General features: G+C 65.5%; 17 protein-coding genes and 1 tRNA gene. 5 read left to right on the forward strand and 13 right to left on the reverse strand.

The window, feature by feature from the left end; genetic code table 11:
• Positions 1 to 50: 50 nt before the first annotated feature.
• Positions 51 to 1,148 (forward strand): MarR family winged helix-turn-helix transcriptional regulator, encoded by a 1,098-nt coding sequence (locus tag EAE28_RS12545; protein ID WP_127106707.1) that lies wholly within the window; start codon positions 51 to 53, stop codon positions 1,146 to 1,148.
• Here EAE28_RS12545 and EAE28_RS12550 read toward each other — a convergent pair.
• The 7 genes from EAE28_RS12550 to EAE28_RS12580 form a co-directional block, all read right to left on the reverse strand.
• Positions 1,145 to 2,134: an ABC transporter ATP-binding protein gene (locus EAE28_RS12550; RefSeq protein ID WP_127106709.1), complete on the reverse strand. Its 990-nt coding sequence runs from the start codon at positions 2,132 to 2,134 to the stop codon at positions 1,145 to 1,147. The genes EAE28_RS12545 and EAE28_RS12550 overlap by 4 nt on opposite strands.
• Entirely contained in the window at positions 2,131 to 3,126 is a 996-nt protein-coding gene (locus EAE28_RS12555; protein ID WP_127106711.1) for an ABC transporter ATP-binding protein, read from the reverse strand. The genes EAE28_RS12550 and EAE28_RS12555 overlap by 4 nt, the downstream gene beginning before the upstream one ends.
• Complete coding sequence (locus EAE28_RS12560) at positions 3,123 to 4,040, reverse strand: ABC transporter permease (RefSeq protein WP_127106713.1); 918 nt, start codon at positions 4,038 to 4,040, stop codon at positions 3,123 to 3,125. The genes EAE28_RS12555 and EAE28_RS12560 overlap by 4 nt, the downstream gene beginning before the upstream one ends.
• A gap of 5 nt (positions 4,041 to 4,045) precedes the next feature.
• Positions 4,046 to 4,939 carry an ABC transporter permease gene (locus EAE28_RS12565; protein WP_127106715.1) on the reverse strand — a complete coding sequence of 298 codons (894 nt, stop codon included), beginning with the start codon at positions 4,937 to 4,939 and terminating at the stop codon, positions 4,046 to 4,048.
• 94 nt (positions 4,940 to 5,033) lie between these two features.
• Positions 5,034 to 6,638 carry a GMC family oxidoreductase gene (locus EAE28_RS12570; protein ID WP_164736623.1) on the reverse strand — a complete coding sequence of 535 codons (1,605 nt, stop codon included), beginning with the start codon at positions 6,636 to 6,638 and terminating at the stop codon, positions 5,034 to 5,036.
• A 4-nt stretch (positions 6,639 to 6,642) separates the two neighbouring features.
• Entirely contained in the window at positions 6,643 to 7,140 is a 498-nt protein-coding gene (locus EAE28_RS12575; protein ID WP_127106719.1) for a DUF3237 domain-containing protein, read from the reverse strand.
• Positions 7,141 to 7,214: 74 nt separating this feature from the next.
• Positions 7,215 to 8,753: an ABC transporter substrate-binding protein gene (locus EAE28_RS12580; protein WP_164736624.1), complete on the reverse strand. Its 1,539-nt coding sequence runs from the start codon at positions 8,751 to 8,753 to the stop codon at positions 7,215 to 7,217.
• Positions 8,754 to 9,026: 273 nt separating this feature from the next.
• Here EAE28_RS12580 and EAE28_RS12585 point away from each other — a divergent pair, with 273 nt between their 5' ends.
• Entirely contained in the window at positions 9,027 to 10,616 is a 1,590-nt protein-coding gene (locus EAE28_RS12585) for an FAD-dependent monooxygenase (RefSeq protein WP_127106723.1), read from the forward strand.
• Between the two features lie 225 nt (positions 10,617 to 10,841).
• Here the strand turns inward: EAE28_RS12585 and EAE28_RS12590 are convergent.
• Positions 10,842 to 10,916, reverse strand: a tRNA-Phe gene (locus tag EAE28_RS12590).
• A 133-nt stretch (positions 10,917 to 11,049) separates the two neighbouring features.
• Here EAE28_RS12590 and EAE28_RS12595 point away from each other — a divergent pair.
• Positions 11,050 to 11,967 carry a DMT family transporter gene (locus EAE28_RS12595; protein ID WP_127106725.1) on the forward strand — a complete coding sequence of 306 codons (918 nt, stop codon included), beginning with the start codon at positions 11,050 to 11,052 and terminating at the stop codon, positions 11,965 to 11,967.
• Between the two features lie 84 nt (positions 11,968 to 12,051).
• Here the strand turns inward: EAE28_RS12595 and EAE28_RS12600 are convergent, their stop codons facing one another.
• From EAE28_RS12600 to serB, 3 genes are all read right to left on the reverse strand, one after another.
• On the reverse strand, positions 12,052 to 12,417 hold the full coding sequence (locus EAE28_RS12600; protein WP_127106727.1) for a glyoxalase superfamily protein: 366 nt from the start codon (positions 12,415 to 12,417) through the stop codon (positions 12,052 to 12,054).
• A gap of 43 nt (positions 12,418 to 12,460) precedes the next feature.
• Positions 12,461 to 14,044, reverse strand: coding sequence for a helicase HerA-like domain-containing protein (locus EAE28_RS12605; protein WP_127106729.1), 1,584 nt, complete (start codon positions 14,042 to 14,044; stop codon positions 12,461 to 12,463).
• 109 nt (positions 14,045 to 14,153) lie between these two features.
• A complete protein-coding gene (gene serB, locus EAE28_RS12610) occupies positions 14,154 to 15,032 on the reverse strand; it encodes a phosphoserine phosphatase SerB (protein ID WP_127106731.1) in 879 nt (292 codons plus the stop codon).
• Between the two features lie 251 nt (positions 15,033 to 15,283).
• On the opposite strand from serB, the gene EAE28_RS12615 reads away from it, so the two are divergent.
• Entirely contained in the window at positions 15,284 to 16,435 is a 1,152-nt protein-coding gene (locus EAE28_RS12615) for a phosphoserine transaminase (RefSeq protein WP_127106733.1), read from the forward strand.
• Positions 16,436 to 16,538: 103 nt separating this feature from the next.
• Positions 16,539 to 18,134 (forward strand): phosphoglycerate dehydrogenase, encoded by a 1,596-nt coding sequence (serA, locus tag EAE28_RS12620; RefSeq protein WP_127106735.1) that lies wholly within the window; start codon positions 16,539 to 16,541, stop codon positions 18,132 to 18,134.
• 79 nt (positions 18,135 to 18,213) lie between these two features.
• Here the strand turns inward: serA and EAE28_RS12625 are convergent, their stop codons facing one another.
• Positions 18,214 to 19,155 (reverse strand): formylglycine-generating enzyme family protein, encoded by a 942-nt coding sequence (locus tag EAE28_RS12625; RefSeq protein ID WP_127106737.1) that lies wholly within the window; start codon positions 19,153 to 19,155, stop codon positions 18,214 to 18,216.
• Between the two features lie 99 nt (positions 19,156 to 19,254).
• On the reverse strand, positions 19,255 to 19,470 hold a 216-nt coding region (locus EAE28_RS23755; protein WP_220443925.1), incomplete at its 5' end, for a hypothetical protein.

The following is a 19,470-nucleotide window of genomic DNA, read 5'->3' on the forward strand; positions in this document are numbered from 1 at the left end:
GACAGAGAAATCATCAGATGACACTGCGCGTGGAATGATCAGGGCCCGGGATGAACGCAACTGCCAATGCTGACACGCTGCTTGCGGCGCTGACCCAAGAGCCGGTCGATGCCGAAGCGCAGCGCATCGCGGCCACGCTGGATACGTTCTATACGCGCCCCGGTTACATGATCCGGCGCGCGCATCAGATCTCGAACGCATCCTTTGTCGAGGATCTGGGATCGCTGGGCATCACGCCGACGCAGATGTCCTCGCTGGTGGTTGTCTGCGATTGCCCCGGCATTGATCAGATCACCCTTGCGCGGCGTATCGGCGTGGACCGCACCACCGCGTCCATGGTGGTCAACGGGTTGGCACAGCACGGTTTTCTGCGCTGCGAACGCTCGGCCCGTGATGCCCGCCGCAATGAGGTGACGGCGACCCGCGCCGGCATGGCCTGCACCCAGCTGGCGCGCGATTTCGCGATGACCAACAAGGGCAAGCTGCTGCATGCCTTCACGCCCCAGGATGAGGCAACGCTGCAATCGCTGCTTCAGCGGCTGATCGACAATGTTCCTGCCTCGCCGCCCGAATGGATCCGCCCGGATGGCACCGTCCATTTCGGCACCGAAGAGGCTTTCGCCGAGGATTTTCCGGGGCATTTCGGTCTGTACACCGCCTTTGGTTTCCTGCTGCGGCGGGCGCATCAGACGCTGGAGGCCGCGTTCATCGACTGCTGCCAGCCGGTGAACCTGACGCCGCGCCGCTACGGCGTGCTGCGCGTGGTCGAGGTGGCCGAGCCGCTGGAGCAGATCGCGCTGGCGCGTTGGCTGGCGCTGGATGGCTCGACCGCGGCGTCGGTGGTGACCGAGCTGGTGCGGCGGGGACATCTGGACCGCACCCCGCATCCCAGCGACCGCCGCCGCCGTTTGCTGCAGTTGACGGATGAAGGCCGGACGCTGGTGGAAACCGCGCTGCCACTGGCGCGCGCTGCCAGCCTGCGGGCGCTGGCGGTGCTGGGCGACGATGCCGCCGAGTTCGGCCGGTTGATGCAGCTGTTTCTGGTGTCCAACGACTCGCTGAGCCGCGTGGCGAGCGAGCGCGCCGTCACCCAGCGCGCCGCTCAGTTCTTGCAAGACGGCCTCGTGCCGTCCGCCGACCCGCGCTAAGCCGCGACGCTCTGCGTCAGGGCGTGGCAGGTCGCCACGGACCCGTCCGGTCCCGGCACGCTGGGGGGTGCCACCTGACGGCAGACATCCATCGCCAGCGGGCAACGCGGGTGGAAATGGCAGCCTTTGGGCGGGTTCAGGGGCGACGGCACCTCGCCCTCGATCTTGCGCTGTTCGGTTTTCAGCGGCCCCGGATTGACCGTGAGCGCCGAGGCAAACAGCGCCTTGGTGTAGGGGTGACGCGGGTTGTCGGCGATCTGCCGCGCCGGGCCCTGTTCGACGATGCGGCCCAGATACATCACCGCGATCCAGTCGCACATGCTGGCGACCAGTTCCAGATGATGCGAGATCATGAAATAGGCCAGCCCGAGTTCGTCCTGCAAGTCGGCCAGCAGGTTCAGGATCTGTGCGCGCACCGACACATCCAGCGCCGAGACCGGCTCGTCCAGGATCAGCAGCCGTGGGTTCAGCGCCAGAGCGCGGGCGATGGCGATGCGCTGGCGCTGCCCGCCGGAAAACTCGTGCGGTCCCTGCTGCGCCATGCGCGGGCTCAGGTTGACCAGTTCCAGCAGTTCAGCCACCCGGTGGTCAATCTGCGTGCGGCTGAAACGGCCGGTGGCGATCATCGGCTCGGCAATGATCTCGCGCACCTTCATGCGCGGGTTGAGCGAGCCATAAGGGTCTTGAAACACCGTCTGGATATTGCTGCGATACGCGTTCAGCGCAGGCCCCGTCGCCTGATGCACCGGCGCGCCGTCGAACAGGATTTCGCCCTCGGTCGGCTCCATCAGCCGCAAGAGTAGCCGTGCGGTGGTGGACTTGCCGCAGCCGCTTTCGCCAACCAGACCAAAGGTTTGCCCGGCGCGCACTTGCAGGTTGATGCCATCAACCGAGCGGATCACGCTTTTCGAGCGCGCGAAGGGCAGGCCCTTGCGAAAGAAGAAGTGCTTGCTCAGGTTGCGGGTTTCCAACAACAGATCACTCATGCCGGGATCTCCTCGCTGCGCCAGCAGGCGGCGCTGTGGTCCGGGGTCAGGGCGCGGCGCGGCGGGGCTTCGGCCCGGCACCGCGGTTGCACCATCGGGCAACGCTGTGCAAAGGCGCAGCCCGGCGGCAGGTCGGCCAGATCGGGCGGCGATCCGTCGATGGTCGGCAGCCGGTTGCCCCCTTCGGGCGCGCCCGAGGAATGCATCAGCGCGCGGGTATAGGGATGCGCCGGGCGGTCGAAGATCTGGCGCACAGGGCCCATTTCCACCACTTCACCGGCATACATCACCATGATGTCGTCGCAGATATGCGCCGCGACGCCGAAGTCATGGGTGATCAGCAGGATCGAGATGCCCAGCCGGTCGCGCAGCCCTGCCAGCAGATCCAGCACCTGCACCTGAATGGTGGGGTCCAGCGCCGTTGTAGGCTCATCCGCGATCAGCAGCGCCGGGTTCAGCGCAATCGCAATCGCCGCCACCACGCGTTGCAACATGCCGCCGCTCATCTCGTGCGGGTACTGGTCCAGCCGGTCCTCGGGCGAGGGGATGCCGACTGAGGTCAGCAACTCGACCGCGCGGGCGTGGCGTTCCGCCTTGCCCATGCGGGCGTGCATGCGCAGCGCCTCGTCGATCTGATCGCCGACGGAATAAAGCGGGTCCAGAGACACCGAGGGGTCTTGCAGGATCATGCCAATCGCGCGGCCACGCAAGCTGCGCATGGCGCGCGGCGATTTGGTCAGCAGGTCTTCGCCCTGAAACATCACCCGCCCGCCGGTCACCTTGGCGGCGCGCGGCAGCAGGCGCATCACCGACAGCGCGGTCATGCTTTTACCGCTGCCGCTTTCGCCGATGACGCCCATCACCCGGCCCTTGCCGACCGAGAAGCTGAGGCCCCGCGCGGCGCGCACGGTGCGGCCTTCGCGGCCTTCGATTTCCACCGAGAGGTCGCTGACAGCCAGCAGCGGTTCGATTGTGGTCTGGTCAAAGCTCATGCGTAACGGATCCTCGGGTCAACGACGCAGAACAGCAGATCAACCGCCAGATTGAGCAGGATCAGCATCGTCGCGATGAACAACACGCCAACCTGAATGACCGGATAGTCACGGCTGACGAAACTCTCGATCATCAGACTGCCCAGTCCGGGCCAGTTGAAGATCGTCTCGGTGATGACCGCGCCGCCCATCAGGTTGCCCAGCTGCAAGCCGCACAGCGCGATCACCGGGATCAGCGCGTTGCGCAGGGCGTGGCGCCACAGGATGGTGCTTTCGGGCACGCCCTTGATGCGCAGGAATTTGACGTATTCGCTTTCGATCGTCTCAAGGATCGACGAGCGCGTCATGCGCAGGATGCCCGACAGCGGGAATGTGGCCAGCGTGACGGCGGGCATGATCAGCGACAGAAAGCCGTTGCGCCCCGAGGTCGGCAGCCAGCCCAGCGTCACGGCAAAGACGAGGATCGCCATGATCGCGAGCCAAAAACCCGGCATGGATTGCAGCATGATCGCGACGACGCGGATCACCCGGTCAAACACCGAACCGCGCCAATAGGCCGACAGCATGCCCAGCGTCACACCCAGCACCAGCGCCAGACCGAAGGCCGAGAGCGTCAGCTCCAGCGTGGCGGGCAGACGTTGCAGGATCACTTCGATGGCAGGTCGCTGATAGCGCAGCGAGGTGCCGAAATCGCCGCCGAGCATGCCCATCAGGAACTGCCAGAACTGTACGATGACCGGCTGATCCAGCCCGTGCTGGGCGCGGAAGGCGGCGATCATCTCATCGGTCGCATCCTGCGGCAGCATGAGCAGCGTGACGTCGCCCGAGGCGCGCGCGGCGATGAAGATCAGCAGCAGCACACCAAAGATGGTGATCGCCGCCAGCCCCAGCCGTTTGAGAATATAGTTCAGCATGGCGCTTACCGTTTCTTCAGTTTCGGGTCGAAATAATCGCGCAGCCAGTCGCCCAGCAGGTTGGCCCCCAGCGCCGTCAGCGCGATGGCCAGACCGGCGAAGGTGGGAATCCACCAGGCGGTCGACAGATACGTGCGCCCATCCGCCACCAGCAGGCCCCAGGCCGAGGCGGGCGGCTGGATGCCCAGACCGATGAAGGTGATCGCAGCCTCGATCACCAAGGACGCGCCGAATTGCAGCGTCATCAATACGATGCAGGTGGGGGCGAGGTTGGGCAGCAGGTGGCGCAGGAAAATCCGCCGGTCGCTGACATTGGCCACCTTGGCCAGTTGCACGTAGCCTGTGCGTTTCAGCGCCAATGTCTCGCCACGGATCACTCGCGCGTAATCGGCCCAGAACACCAGAATGATCGAAATCAGGATCGTCGCCAGCCCGCCGCCCAGCGCCGCGCCGATCAGGATGGTCAGCAGCACCGGCGGGATCGACATTTTCACATCGACAATGCGCATCAGGATCATGTCGATGACCCCGCCGTAATAGCCCGCCATCATGCCGACCGCCGTGCCGATCACCGCCGCGACCGAGACGCTGACGGTCGAGACGATCAGCGCGATCCGCGCGCCTTCGATCAACCGGCTGAACAGGTCGCGGCCGAACTGGTCGGTGCCCAGAATATAGCTCCAGTTGCCGCCTTCCAGCCATGGCGGCGGCAGCAGGCGGATGCCAAAGCTGATGCCCAGCGGGTCATGCGGCCAGATCCATGGGCCAAACAGGCCGCAGATCACCATGGGGGCGAGCAGCAGCACCGGGATGATCGGCAGGCCGAACAGCGTGGTCAGCCGCCGCTTGGCGCGGCGCAGCGTGGGCGAGGTGAGGGGCGGGGCGTCCGTGGTGGTCACCGTGCGTCTCCTGAGGTCGGGGCGCCGGTCCTTTGGGGGACGCACAGCGCGAGGTCGTCATAGGACGAAGGGAAGGGCAAAGCGGGCGCGTGCATCACGCCGCGCCCTTGATCAGATCGGCGGCTTTTTCACCGATCATCAGCACCGCAGCGTTGATGTTCGAACCGGGGATCGTTGGCATGATCGACGCATCCGCAACCCGCAGCCCCGCGACGCCGCGCACGCGCAGATCGGAGGTGAGGACGGCGGCGTCATCGACGCCCATGCGGCAAGTGCCCGCCGGGTGCTGGGTGACACCGGCCTGCGCGCGGATCGCCGCATCGATCTCGGCGTCGGTTTGCAGCGGCGCGCCCGGTTGCAATTCGTGCGCCATCAGCGCGGCTTGGGTCGGCATGTCGTAGACATGCCGCGCGGCTTTCAGGCCCCGGCGCAAGGTGGCGACGTCTTCGTCGTCGCTCAGCAGGTTCAGAAAGACCTTGGGCGCATCGGTGATGCTGGCTGAGCGCAGTTCCATATGCCCCCGGCTTTTGGGGTGCAGCAGACAGATCGACGCGTAGAACGCATGCGGCGGCGGCGGGGTCAGGCCCGGGAACCACAGATCGGCGCGGATCGCGACCGGGCTGGACAGGATCTGGATGTCGGGCCGGTCCACGCCTTCGGTCACGCGCAACTGCGCCGAGCCGGAACAGACGTGGCTGGAGAACGGCCCCGTCCCGCTGACCCACCAGCGCAGCGCCGACAGCGCGGCGCGGTCCCAGCGCAGCTGGCGCGAGAAGGTTTCGGGCCGCGCGGCCTGATAGACCAGATCGAGGCGCGGGTGTTCCAGCAGGTCCTGCCCCACGCGCGGCAGATCGGCGCGCACGGGGATGCCGTGCTCGCGCAGATGCGCGGCGGGGCCGAGGCCCGACAGCATCATCAGTTGCGGGGTGTTATAGGCCCCGGCGGACAGGATCACCTCGCCCGCCGTGATCTCGTGCACGCCACCGCCGTGGCGGACCACAACGCCGCTGACCCGCTCGCCCGCGAACAGCAGGCGTTCGGTCAGGGCGCGGGTCAGGATCGCCAGATTGGGCCGCGCGCGGACTTCCGCCGTCAGATAAGCCCGCGCGGCCGAGGCGCGGCGACCGCGTTTGTCGACGGTGATCTGGCCGGGGCCGAAACCCTCCTGATCTTCGCCGTCGTAGTCGTCGGTCAGGGCATAGCCCGCGTCGGCATAGGCCTGCCGCAGCTCCTCCTCGAACAGCCCGACATTGTGGATGCGGCTCAGCTGCACCGGCCCGTCACCGCCATGATACGGCCCTTCGCCGCGCCATGAGGTTTCCGAGCGTTTGAAATAGGGCAGCACATCGTCATAGCCCCAGCCCGCGCAGCCCAGATCCCGCCATTCGTCATAGTCGCCGCGATGACCGCGAATGTGGAACATGCCGTTGATCGAGGACGAGCCGCCCATCACCCGCCCGCGCGGGATCGGCACGCGGCGGTTGCCGGTCTGCGCCTCGGGCTCGGACCAGTAGGGCCAGGTGAAACGGGGCGTGCGCAGGGCTTTCATGAAACCCAGGGGCATGCGCAGATAGGGGTGCGTGTCGCCACCGCCCGCTTCCAGCAGCAAAACCCGCTTGCGCGGGTCCTCGCTCAACCGGCGGGCCAGCACGCAGCCCGCAGTCCCGGCACCGACGATGATGTAGTCGTAATCGGCCATGGCGTCAGAGAACTTTGTAGTACCAAAGATGCAGGATCTCGGGGTGACGCTCGCCAAAGCCGACGAAGACATTGCGCGTCAGCCAGTCGTATTTGCCCTGTGGCGCTTCCAGCACCGAATAGGTGCGGAAATAATACTGGCTGGCGTCGATCACCTCGCCCTTCATGTTGTCACGCAGGGCCTTGGGGATCACGCGGTAGCCGGTGTTGCGGATGTTCACCAATGTGCCATCGTCGGTTTCAAACGAATAGCGCGCGTCGATGCTGTCGACGCCGTCAGGGCGCACCAGCGGCCATTCGGTGCCACCCGGCAGGATCGTACCGCGGATCGCGGGGCCTTCGACGGTGCCGCCGCCGACGGTCATGATCAACCGCGTGCCCGAACCGTGCAGGTTGCCCAAAGCGCGGGCGGGATTGACGATCACCTTGGTCGCAAAGGCGAATTCCAGCTGGGGGGTCATGGTTTTGAGCCAGATCGGCTCGGCGCTGGACAGGTCGGTCATGGGAATGTTCCGCGTTTCAGGTCTTGGGGAGCGGCGGGCCGGTGTGGCCCGCCGCCAGTCGCTCGGTCAGTTACTCAGTCAAAGCTGACATCGCGCAGCTGCACCACCGGGAACCAGCGCTGCGTCGGGGTAAACTCGACCCCTTCGGCCTGCGCATAGACGGCGACGAAGTTCCACAGCGGCACCAGCGCCGCATCCTCGTACATCAGCGCGAAGATCTGCTGCAGCACGGGGCCGCGCTCGGCCGGGTCCAGCAGCGTGTTGGCCTGCGCGATCAGCGTATCGACATCGGCGTTGCGGTAGGGCGCAAAGGGCGAGCGGCCATAGAAGGCAACCGTCAGCGCCTCGATCGGGTCGCTCTGGTTGGCCCAGGGCATCGCGCTGATGCCAACGTAAACGCCGTCCTCAGAGCCGGAAACCTCCCGCAGCATGCCAAGGAATTGCGAGGCCTCCAGCGTCTGCACATCGGCGTTGATGCCGACCTGCTGCAGATAGAGAACCACCGCTTCCGCCGTTTCGCGCAAGCCAGCGAACGCCCCGCCCCAGATGTAGAACGGCATGTCGAAGCCATTGGGATAGCCCGCATCGGCCAGCAGTTGCCGCGCGTGGGCCGGGTCATAGGCGCGGAACTCAAGCGCGGGATCATAGCCCAGCTCGCCTTCGGTCACGGCCTCGGACACTGCAGGCACGCCTTGCAGCAAGCCGCCGATGATCGCTTCGCGGTCGATGGCATAGGCAAAGGCCTGACGCACGCGCGGGTCATGCCACGGCACATCGGGATTGGTGGTCTGGAACTGAATGCCCACGGTCGGGTGGGCGTTCAGGAACTCCAGCCCGAAACCCGCGCTGCGCAGGGATTCCACGTCGGTATAGGGCACGTCCATGGTCATGCCGACTTCGCCGGTCTGCAACTGCGCCAGACGGGTCGAGGCCTCGCGCACAAAGCGGAACGTGGCGTTTTCGACCTGCACGGCGTCGCCCCAGTAGCCGTCAAAGCGGCGCAGGACCATGTTGGAGCCGGGCGTGTAGCTGACGAATTCATAGGGGCCGGTGCCAACCGGGTGGCGGGTGAATTCCTCTTCGCCCACGCGGTCGAAATAGGCTTTCGACGCAATCGAGAACCCGCGCGCGGGCAAGAGCCCGGCGTCGGGGCGGCTGAAGACCATCCGCACGGTATAGGGATCGACGATCTCAAGATGATCGACGTTGCGCGCCCGGCGCGCATATTGCGGCGCGCGTTCGGTCATGCGTTCGTGGCTGAAGACCACATCCTCGGCGGTGAACGGGTCGCCCGAGTGGAAGACCACGTCTTGCCGCAGGTGGAAGGTGATCATCATCCCGTCGGGTGACGCTTCGAACGAGGCCAGCCCCGGCACAACTTCGCCGTCGGTCGTGGTGCGCCACAGGCCTTCGGTGATGTTCTCCAGCGTGATCCGACCACCCGGCGCGTGCGAGGTCGAGGTCAGGTCCAGCGTGTCGGGCTCTTCGGCCACGGCCACGATGAAATTGTCGGGCGTGGCCTGCGCCTGTGCGGCGCGGGTTGCCGGCACGATACCAAGGGCCAAAGCCAGCGCAAGCGCCGTCAGCCCCGTCAGGGGTCTCACAATCGTCATATATCCTCCCTCTGGCCCGAAGCTCTGGGCGCACAGCCTCCGCTCTGCGTGAGTCGCCCGCCTCATTGGCCGTTGCCTTGTTTCAGCCCCTTCAAGCTACGCAAGAATTCTGGGGTGTTCAAACAAAATAGTCATACCACATACGATTTTTCTTCTCCCCCTTGAGTCTCCTTGTATATTCGGCATCCTGAGATAGAGAATCTGGGTTGGAAAGCCGCCGTTTTCTCAAACTGCAAGATTTTGACCCCTGAATAGCCGCGAATCGGAGCCCTCATGACACCCACAAGCCCCCACGCCCAGATCTTTGATGTGGTGATCAACGGCGGCGGTCCCGTCGGCATGGGGCTGGCCATCGAGCTGGGCCTGCGCGGTGTATCGGTCTGCGTGGTCGAGCGCCACGCCACGCCACAACCGATCCCCAAGGGCCAGAACCTGACCCAGCGCACGGTCGAGCATTTCCACTTCTGGGGCTGCGAGCAGGCGCTGCACGAGGCGCATCCGATCCCCAAGGACAGCGGCATCGGCGGGATCACCTGCTATGGGTCACTGACCGGGGAGTATCAGCACGACTGGCTGGAACGTTCAAAGCTGCGCGACTTCTACTACAGCCGCAACGCCCGCCTGCCGCAATACGCGACCGAAGCGGTCCTGCGCGCCCGTGCGGCGCAGATCGACACGATCACCCTGCGCTATGGCTGGACCGGCACCGGGGTGGAACAGGACGCCGACAGCGCGACGCTGCATATAGAGAAAAAGGATGGCCCCGGGCGCGACAGCGTGCGCGGCCGCTATCTGGTCGGCTGCGATGGCAGCCATTCGATGGTGCGTCAGGCGGCGGGGATCACCCAGACGCAGCAGGAACACCGCAAGCTGATGTCGCTGGTGGTCTTCACCTCGGAAGAGCTGGACGCGCTGCTCAAGCGCTATCCGGGTAAGGCGTTCTACAACGTGCTGAACCCGAAATATGACGGCTACTGGCTGTTCTTTGGCCGCGTCGACCACGGCACCAGCTGGTTCTTCCACGCCCCCGTGCCGCTGGGCACCACGGCTGACAACTTTGATTTCCCGGCCTTCCTGCACGAGGCCGCAGGCGTGCCCTTTGATCTGAGCATCGACCATGTCGGCTTCTGGGATCTGCGCTTCACATTGGCCGATCAGTACCGGCAGGGCCGCGTGTTCCTGGCCGGCGACGCGGCGCATTCGCACCCGCCCTACGGCGGCTTCGGCATCAACTCGGGGCTGGAGGATTCGGTCAATCTGGGCTGGAAACTGGCCGCCATGGTGCAGGGCTGGGGCACCGAGGCGCTGCTCGACAGCTATCACACCGAGCGGCACGGCGTCTTCGCCTCGACCATCGAGGATTTCATCGCCAAATACATCCGCGAGGACCGCAGCTTTCTGTCCACCTACGCGCCCGATCAGGACCGCGCCGCCTTCGAAAAAGCATGGCAGGCGCGCAGCGAGGATGACAGCGATGTGCGCCTGTTCGCCCCCAACTATGCCGGATCGCCTGTGGTGGGGGTCAGCGCGGGCGCACCCTCGGCCACCGGCGGGCACGAGGTTGCGGCGCGCGTAGGCCACCACCTGACGCCGCAAGTGCTGGCGGATGGGTGCAATGTGTTTGAAGCCCTGGGTGCCGGTTACACCCTTCTGGCCCTGAAGGGGGCCGCCGAGGCTCAGGTCACAGCCCTTGCTCATGCCGCCAAGGCTGCGGGCGTGCCGCTCACCGTCGTCCGTGACACCGGCACTGCTGCCGAAGCCTATGGCGCGCCGCTGGTGCTGGTCCGTCCCGATCAGTTCGTCGCCTGGGCGGGGACAAGCATCGACGCACAACCCCTGATGCAGCGCCTGCGCGGCGCCTGACGGCTAGGCACCGTCTGCCCGGCTTTTCCTGAGAGCCGGGCAAGGCGGCTAGGCTCTTGCGCCGCCGGAGTAGGGTCCACCGAAGACCCTCTACATCTCTGGAAGTGGCATCCGACCGATTACACACACCTCATCACTCGAGGCGCCCGGTTGGCACCCAGTTCTGAATACGCTCATAGAGCTGCCGGCGCCTATAGCGCAAAATATTGATATCATTTGGTAAAATGGTGCCCAGGGGCGGATTTGAACCACCGACACGAGGATTTTCAATCCACTGCTCTACCCCTGAGCTACCCGGGCACGGGTGAAGGCGTCTGCCTTCTGGGTGGCCGTTAATTAGGCGAGGGCGCGGGCGGTGTCCAGAGGGAATTTTGCACTTCCTGCGCCTTTGCCAAGATGTGATAGTAAACCTGTTCACGACCTAGGAGAGCCCATGCGCCCGATCCGCGGCATCCTGTATAAATTGATCGCGGTCACGATGTTCATCGCGATGTCGAGCATGGTCAAGTCGCTGTCTGATGACATTCCTCCGGGCGAAACGGTCTTTTTCCGGTCGGCTTTTGCGCTGCCGGTGATTCTGGGATGGCTGGCCTACCGGCGAGAATTGCGCACCGGGCTCAAGGCCTCGCGCCCGCTGGGGCATTTCTGGCGCGGGCTGGTCGGCACCTGCGCGATGGGCATGGGATTTGCCGCGCTGGCCTTTCTGCCACTGCCCGAAGTGACGGCAATAGGCTACGCCGCCCCCCTGCTGGTGGTGATCTTCGCGTCCATGTTTCTGGGCGAGGAGGTCCGCGTGTTCCGGCTGACCGCCGTTTTCGCCGGGCTTGCCGGGGTGATGATCGTGCTCTCGCCGCGCCTGTCGGTCGGCGCGGATCTGAGCGACGGGCAGGCGCTGGGCGCGATGCTGGCGCTGACCGGGGCGGTCTGCGCGGCGCTGGCGCAGGTGACGGTGCGCAAGCTGGTGGCGACCGAGCAGACTTCGGCCATCGTCTTCTGGTTCTCGGTCACCTCGGCCGGGCTGTCGTTGCTGACCATCCCCTATGGCTGGGTGCTGCCCTCACCGGGTGAGGCGGGGCTCCTGGTGCTGATCGGGCTGGTCGGCGGGGTCGGGCAGATCTTCCTGACCTCCAGCTACCGCGAGGCCGACGCGTCGCTGATCGCGCCCTTCGACTATGCGTCGATGCTGATGGCGCTGGCGATCGGCTATTGGGTGTTCGGCGAGGTGCCGACGAAGACGATGCTGATCGGCGCGACAATCGTGATGTCGGCGGGGATCTTGATCATCTGGCGCGAGCGTCAGCTGGGGCTGGAGCGTTCCCGCCAAAGGAAAGCGATGTCGCCGCAGGGGTGATGTCCCACGATGGGACACCTTCCGCTGCGTTTAAGTTCAACGGCTTGCAGGCGCGCGTTCGCGAAATCTTAACGATTGCCGCCCTCACGCCACCCTTGTGCAGAATACCAGCCGGTTCCCGAACGGGTCACTGATCGCCATGTCCCGGCTGCCCCAGGGCTGCTCGGTCACACCGGGCCGCGCGTTGCGGTAGCCCTTGGCGTTCAGCGCGCGGCAATAGGCGTCAACGTCGTCCACTTCGATGCGCAGGGCCGCGCCGGGGCTGGCATCGCCGTAATGCTCGGACAGGTGCACCACGCAGTCGCCCATGCGCAGGCCCAGATAGAGCGGCGCGTCGGCGTCGAACCGATGCTCGAACACGACCTCGAACCCCAGAAAATCAAGGTAGAACTCCCGCGCTCTGGTTTCGTCGAAGCTGCGCAGGATGGGGATCGGGGCGTGGGTTTTCATCGGCGGCCTTGAGTATTTGTGACAAGGTGAGGGGGCAGGGGCGTTACCGCCCCCGGAACAATCCGCCCAGAACACCGCGCACGATGGCGGTGCCGGCGCGGGTGCCGATAGAACGGGCCATGGATTTGGTGAAAGCCTCGACCACCGAATCGCTGCGCGAGGACCGGCTGGAGCTGCGCCCGCTCGAGCGGGATGTGCTGCGCGGCTTGTCGTCATCGTCACCGCGTCGATTGCGGATACTGCCCGGCGGCTGGTAGCGGCGGGCGCGGGAATAGCGCTCCTCGGTCTCGTCGTCTTTGCCGCGAGCGTCAAAACCTTCGGCCTGACGGGCGGCGGCCTCGGCCCGGCGGGCGAGCATTTCCTGTGCCGAATCGCGGTCGATCATCGTGTCGTATTTGCGCCCCATGGGTGAGGCGGCGATGATCTGTCGGCGCACGGCGTCATCGCAGGGGCCCATGGCCGAGGCAGGCGGGCGGATCAGCGTGCGCTCGACCATGCCGGGGATGCCCTTGGCCTCAAGGAACGAGGTCATGGCCTCACCCACGCCGACTTCGCGGATCGCCACCTCGGTGTCAAAGCGCGGGTTGGTGCGGTAGGTCTGCGCGGCGCGGCGCAGGGCCTGCTGGTCGCGCGCGGTAAAGGCGCGCAGGGCGTGCTGCACGCGGTTGCCCAGCTGCGAAAGGATGGTGTCGGGCACGTCATCGGGGTTCTGAGTGATGAAATACACGCCCACACCCTTCGAGCGGATCAGTCGCGCCACCTGCTCGACCTTCTCGATCAGCGCGCGCGGCGCGCCTGTAAACAAGAGGTGCGCCTCGTCGAAGAAGAACACCAGCTTGGGCTGGTCGGAATCGCCGACCTCGGGCAGCTCCTCGAACAGCTCGGACAACAGCCAGAGCATGAAGGTCGCATAGAGGCGCGGCGTGGTCATCAGGCGCTCGGCGTGCAGGATGTTGACGTGGCCTTGGCCCTGCGCGGTGACCTGCATCAGGTCGTGGATGTCCAGCGCGGGTTCGCCAAAGAAACTGGCCGCGCCCTGATTCTCCAGCACCAGCAGGCGACGCTGGATCGCGCCGATGCTGGCCGTGGTGACATTGCCGTATTTGGCCGACACGTCCTGCCGGTTATCGGCCAGAAACTGCAGCATCGCGCGCAGGTCGGGCAGGTCCAGCAGCGGCCAGCCTTCTTCATCGGCCATGCGGAAGGCGACGTTGATCACCCCTTCCTGCGCGTCCGTCAGTTCCAGAATGCGGCTCAGCAGCAAGGGCCCCATATCGGCCATGGTGGTGCGCACCGGGTGGCCGTTCTGGCCGAACAGATCCCAGAAGGTGACCGGCATCGCGGCGTAGCTCAGCGTGCCCAGCCCGATGGTATCGGCGCGGCGCTGGAAGCTGTCGCGCGGCGTTCCGGCCACGGCCATGCCGCCGACATCGCCCTTGATGTCGGTCAGGAACACCGGCACCCCGGCGCGGCTGAATTCTTCGGCCATGATCTGCATGGTGATCGTCTTGCCGGTGCCGGTCGCGCCCGCGATCAGCCCGTGGCGGTTGCCGTATTTCAGCAGCAGTTCCTCGGGCGTCGCATAGGCTTCGCCGCCCCCGCCGATGACGATGCTCTCCTGAGCCATGCGCAACCTCCCTGCCAGGCGCCCGTGCGCCTTATCATCTTGTCATAAATACTCTGCGGGGGTGTGGGGGTGCAAAACCCCCACGTCCGACGCCGCAAGCGGCGCGCGCTCAGACTGCCGCGAAATCGCTGACAGCGTAACCCTGAAGATAAAGCAGCGCGGTGAGATCGCCGTGATTCACCCGCAGCTCGCACTGCGCCGCGACCGAGGGCTTGGCGTGCAGCGCAACGCCCGCACCCGCCAGTTGCAGCATGCCCAGATCATTGGCCCCGTCGCCCACCGCGATGACATCGGCGGGGGTGATGCCCAGCCGGTCGGTGATCTCGATCAGCGCATCGACCTTGGCCTGTTTGCCAAGGATCGGCATCGCGACCGTGCCGGTCAGTTTGCCCCCGGCTTCCAGCAGGGTGTTGGCGCGGTTTTCGTCGAACCCCAGCGCCGCCGCGACCTTCTGTGTGAAGGCGGTGAACCCGCCCGAAACCAGCGCCGCGTGGCCGCCATGGGCTTTCATCGTCGCGATCAGCACCTTGCCGCCGGGCATGTAGGTGATGCGTTCGGCCAGCACCTGTTCGATGACGGTGACGGGCAGGTCTTTCAGTAAGCCGACCCGCTCGTTCAGCGCCGCCTCGAAATCCAGTTCACCGTTCATGGCGCGCGCCGTGATGCCCGCGACATGCGCGCCGACGCCGGCCATATCGGCCAGCTCGTCGATGCATTCCTGTTCGATCATTGTGCTGTCCATATCGGCCAGCAGCATCGCCTTGCGGCGGTTGGCGCTGTCTTGCACGCACAGGTCCACGCCCATGGATTGCAGCTGGTCCCAGGCTTCCCACCGGCTGGCGGGGAGGGTGGCGACCTCGAACTCGGCAGCGATGCCGGGATTCAGCCAGCGCAACGTGCCGCCGCCCCAGGCGTTGCGCAGCGATTCGGCGAGGGCCGTTTCAAGGGTCGGAGCCGTGGGTGAGGTCAGCAGCGTGGCGGTGAACATGGCGGTGCGGGCCCTTCTCGTGCAAGCAAAACACGCGCGCGGTTAAGCACGAATGCGCTGGTGATGCCAGTGTCTGTGCATCCGGTCGCCGCCCGGTGCGCAGGTTTCCGATCGGGAACAGCGGGGCTGATGAATCGTCACAGGCGGGGGCTGGGCCGCGATTTTCCCGCTTGTGGAACCGGGGGTGTCGCGGCTATGCCCTGCAGCGGGACACCTCTCCCCAACGAGAGGCATCTATCTGGAAGGGTACTATGTCTACCATGACCACCCCGGCCACGCGGCCGGCAAATCCGCGTTTTTCTTCTGGCCCCTGCGCCAAGATCCCCAACTTTTCGCTGGACATGCTTGCTGACGCGCCGCTGGGCCGTTCGCACCGCGCTGCGGTGGGCAAGTCCAAGCTGGCCGAGGCCATCGACCTGACCCGTGAGGTTCTGGGCGTGCCCGCCGATTACCGCATCGGCATCGTGCCGGGTTCGGACACCGGCGCTGTCGAGATGGCGCTGTGGTCGCTCTTGGGTGCGCGCCCGGTCGAGATGCTCGCCTGGGAAAGCTTTGGCGAAGGCTGGGTGACCGATGTGGTCAAGCAGCTGAAACTGGACGCGGTGGTCAAGAAAGCCCCGTATGGCCAGATCGTCGACCTGACCACCGTCGATTTCGACAAGGACGTCGTGTTCACGTGGAACGGCACCACCTCGGGTGCGCGTCTGCCCAACGGCGATGCGATCCCGGCGGACCGTGCGGGCCTGACCATCTGCGACGCCACCAGCGCCGCTTTCGCGATGGAGCTGCCCTTCGACAAGCTCGATGTGGTGACCTTCAGCTGGCAGAAAGTGCTGGGTGGTGAGGGCGCGCATGGCGTGCTGATCCTGAGCCCGCGCGCGGTGGAACGGCTCGAAAGCTACACCCCCGCCTGGCCGCTGCCCAAGATCTTCCGCATGACCAAAGGCGGCAAGCTGATCGAGGGCATCTTCAAGGGCGAGACGATCAACACGCCCTCGATGCTGGCGGTCGAGGATTACCTCGTTGCGCTGAAATGGGCGCAATCGCTGGGCGGCCGCAAGGCGCTGATCGCCCGGGCCGAGGCCAATGCGCAGGTGATCCACGATTTCGTCGCCGCGAAGCCCTGGATCGCCAATCTGGCGGAAGACATGGCGATCGCCTCGACCACCTCGGTCTGCCTGAAGTTCACCGATGCGCGCATCACCGATGGCGCTGCCTTCGCCAAAGCCGTTGCCAAACGGCTGGAGAAGGAAGGCGTGGCGCTGGATATCGGCGCGTATCGCGATGCGCCGGCGGGTCTGCGGATCTGGTGTGGCTCGACGGTGGAAACCGCCGATGTCGCCGCGCTGATGCCGTGGCTGGAATGGGCCTTTGAGGCCGAGATCGCGGCACAGGCCGCCTGACATCACAAGGGTGGGGTTGAACCCCACCCTACAGAGCCCGGCCCGTAGGGTGGGGTTCAACCCCACCTTACGCCACCTTACCCCAGATTTCAGGAGCCCCATCATGGCCCTCCGCGTTCTCGTTTCCGACGCCCTGTCCGAATCCGCCGTCCAGATCTTCCGCGATCGTGGCATCGACGTCGATTTCCAGCCCAAACTGGGCAAGGACAAAGACAAGCTGGCCGAAATCATCGGTCAGTATGACGGTCTTGCCATCCGCTCGGCGACCAAGGTCACCGAAAAGATCATCGCCGCCGCGACCAACCTGAAAGTCATCGCCCGCGCCGGGATCGGCGTTGACAACGTGGACATTCCCGCCGCGTCGAAAAAGGGCATCATCGTGATGAACACGCCCTTCGGCAACTCGATCACGACGGCCGAGCACGCCATCGCGATGATGTTCGCCGTGGCGCGTCAGATCCCCGAAGCCAATGCCTCGACCCACGCCGGCAAGTGGGAAAAATCCAAGTTCATGGGCGTTGAGCTGTTCAACAAGACCCTGGGCGTGATCGGTGCGGGCAACATCGGCGGCATCGTCTGCGACCGCGCCGTTGGTCTGAAAATGAAGGTCATCGCCTATGACCCCTTCCTGTCGGAAGAGCGCGCCAAGCAACTGGGCGTGACCAAGGTCGAGCTGGACGATCTGCTTGCACGGGCCGATTTCATCACCCTGCACGTGCCGATGACCGACAAGACCCGCAACATCCTGTCGCGTGAGAACCTTGCCAAGACCAAGAAAGGCGTGCGCATCGTCAACTGCGCCCGTGGTGGTCTGGTCGACGAGGAGGCGCTGGCCGAGATGCTGACCTCGGGCCACATCGCCGGCGCTGCGCTGGACGTCTTCGCCGTCGAGCCCGCCACCGAGAGCCCGTTGTTCAACCTGCCCAATGTGGTCTGCACCCCGCATCTGGGTGCCTCGACCACCGAGGCGCAAGAGAACGTCGCCCTTCAGGTTGCCGAGCAGATGTCGGACTACCTGCTGACCGGTGCTGTGCAAAACGCACTGAACATGCCCTCGGTCACCGCCGAGGAAGCCGCCGTCATGGGCCCGTGGATCGCGCTGGCCAAGCATCTGGGCACCTTCGCCGGGCAGCTGACCGAAGAGCCGATCCGCGCGATCAACGTGCTCTACGACGGCACCGCCGCCGAGATGAACCTCAAGGCGCTGGATTGCGCGGTGATCTCGGGTGTGATGAAGTTCTCGAACCCCGATGTGAACATGGTCTCGGCCCCGATCGTCGCGCGCGAGCGTGGCATCCAGATCTCGACCACGCATCAGGAGAAGTCGGGCACCTTCGCGGGCTACATCAAGATCACCATCGTCACCGACAAGCGCGAGCGTTCGCTGGCCGGCACGGTGTTCTCGGACGGCAAGCCGCGCTTCATCCAGATCAAGGGCATCAACATCGACGCCGAGATTGGCGAGCACATGCTCTATACCACGAACGAGGATGTGCCGGGCATCATCGGTCTGCTGGGTATGACCATGGGCAAGAACGGCGTCAACATCGCCAACTTCACGCTGGGCCGGTCGGGCTCGGGCGAGGAAGCGATTGCGCTGTTGTATCTGGATGAGGCGATTGATCCCAAAGTGGTCGATACGCTGAACCAGACCGGCATGTTCCGTCAGGTGCGTCCGCTGAAGTTTGAGATCGCCTGAGGCGGATCAGCTGCATGAATGTGAGAGGGGGCCGCGATTGGCCCCCTCTTTTTTTGAGTATTTAGAACAAGATGATGGGTCAGAGCGCCAGACGCGCGCCGGTATGGCCGGTGGTGCTGTCGGGGGTGTTGTGGCTGCGCGAATGGGTTTGATACCGCTCGCAATAGCTGACGTGGCACAGGTACGAGCCGCCGCGAATCACCCGGCCCGGGCCTTGGTCCGGTCCCTGCGGATCGCGCGGGGGCAGGGCGGCCGCTTGCGGCAGGTCGCCGAACCAGCTGGCCGTCCAGTCCCAGACATTGCCGGTCATGTTGTGGATCCCGTAGCCGTTCGGCGCGTAGTGATCGGCGGGGCAAGTGCCGGTAAAGCCGTCATCGGCGGTGTTGGTGTGGGGGAAATCCCCCTGCCAGATGTTGTGGCGATGGCCTGAGGCGGGGACGAGGTCATTGCCCCAAGGAAAGCGCTTGCCCTTCAGCCCGCCGCGCGCGGCGAATTCCCACTCGGCCTCGGTCGGCAGGCGGGTGCCGGTGAACTCGGCCAGCGCCTGCGCGTCGAACCAGCTGAGATGCACGGCGGGGTGCGTGGCGCGGTCGTGCCAGTCGCTGCCCGGCCCCTCGGGCGCGGCCCAGGTCGCCCCGGCGACGGCGCGCCACCACGGGGTTTGCACCGGGAACTCGCGGTATCCGGCGGGGTCGGCAAGGAACAGGTGGAAGACGAAGGACCAGCCTTCGGTTTCCGCCGTGGTGCGATAGCCGGATTCGGCAACGAAGGCAGCGAAGAGCTGGTTGGTGACGCTGGTGCGCGCGATCGAGAAGGGCGAGAGCCAGACGCGGCGCGGCGGGCTGTCGCGGTCATCGGGGTAGCGGCCCCTGGCGGCGCCCATCTCGAAGAAGCCGCCCTTGAGCGGGACCAGCGTGGCGGCCACCAGCGCCTTCAGCTCATCCGAGGCGCGCCGGGTCAGGGCCGGGGCGGCGGGGACAGTGCCCCGGCCCGATGGTGCGCAACAGCTTTTGCCTTGCATGGCTCCCTCCGTTTTCCCCGACATGCACCGGGACTGCGCCAAAGGCAACGGGCGGCCCCGAAGGACCGCCCGCGCCACCCGGCTGGGAGGGGGTTGCGATTACCAGCCGAATTGCAGCGTCAGGCCGGTTTGTCCGCCGTTCTGGGCGACGGCGGCGTTGGTGTTTTGGCCGAACTGGAAGAGGCCATAGGCGTTGTTGCCGCCGTGTTGCGAGATCGTGCCGGTGTGGCCCGAGCCTTCCTGATGGATGATCGCCTGATCGGTGGACCCTTGCGCGATGCCAGCGGCGTTGTTGACGCCGTGCTGGGTGACATG

It is taken from the genome of Pararhodobacter zhoushanensis, assembly GCF_003990445.1.
Classification (GTDB): Bacteria; Pseudomonadota; Alphaproteobacteria; order Rhodobacterales; family Rhodobacteraceae; genus Pararhodobacter; species Pararhodobacter zhoushanensis.

Coding starts and splice junctions, on each gene's coding strand:
- EAE28_RS12550 (WP_127106709.1), bottom strand. CDS start 2,134: ATGAGTGATCTGTTGTTGGAAACCCGCAACCTGAGCAAGCACTTCTTC.
- EAE28_RS12595 (WP_127106725.1), top strand. CDS start 11,050: ATGCGCCCGATCCGCGGCATCCTGTATAAATTGATCGCGGTCACGATG.
- EAE28_RS12575 (WP_127106719.1), bottom strand. CDS start 7,140: ATGACCGACCTGTCCAGCGCCGAGCCGATCTGGCTCAAAACCATGACC.
- EAE28_RS12580 (WP_164736624.1), bottom strand. CDS start 8,753: ATGACGATTGTGAGACCCCTGACGGGGCTGACGGCGCTTGCGCTGGCT.
- EAE28_RS12570 (WP_164736623.1), bottom strand. CDS start 6,638: ATGGCCGATTACGACTACATCATCGTCGGTGCCGGGACTGCGGGCTGC.
- EAE28_RS12585 (WP_127106723.1), top strand. CDS start 9,027: ATGACACCCACAAGCCCCCACGCCCAGATCTTTGATGTGGTGATCAAC.
- EAE28_RS12615 (WP_127106733.1), top strand. CDS start 15,284: ATGTCTACCATGACCACCCCGGCCACGCGGCCGGCAAATCCGCGTTTT.
- serB (WP_127106731.1), bottom strand. CDS start 15,032: ATGTTCACCGCCACGCTGCTGACCTCACCCACGGCTCCGACCCTTGAA.
- EAE28_RS12625 (WP_127106737.1), bottom strand. CDS start 19,155: ATGCAAGGCAAAAGCTGTTGCGCACCATCGGGCCGGGGCACTGTCCCC.
- EAE28_RS12545 (WP_127106707.1), top strand. CDS start 51: ATGAACGCAACTGCCAATGCTGACACGCTGCTTGCGGCGCTGACCCAA.
- EAE28_RS12560 (WP_127106713.1), bottom strand. CDS start 4,040: ATGCTGAACTATATTCTCAAACGGCTGGGGCTGGCGGCGATCACCATC.
- EAE28_RS12600 (WP_127106727.1), bottom strand. CDS start 12,417: ATGAAAACCCACGCCCCGATCCCCATCCTGCGCAGCTTCGACGAAACC.
- EAE28_RS12555 (WP_127106711.1), bottom strand. CDS start 3,126: ATGAGCTTTGACCAGACCACAATCGAACCGCTGCTGGCTGTCAGCGAC.
- EAE28_RS12605 (WP_127106729.1), bottom strand. CDS start 14,044: ATGGCTCAGGAGAGCATCGTCATCGGCGGGGGCGGCGAAGCCTATGCG.
- serA (WP_127106735.1), top strand. CDS start 16,539: ATGGCCCTCCGCGTTCTCGTTTCCGACGCCCTGTCCGAATCCGCCGTC.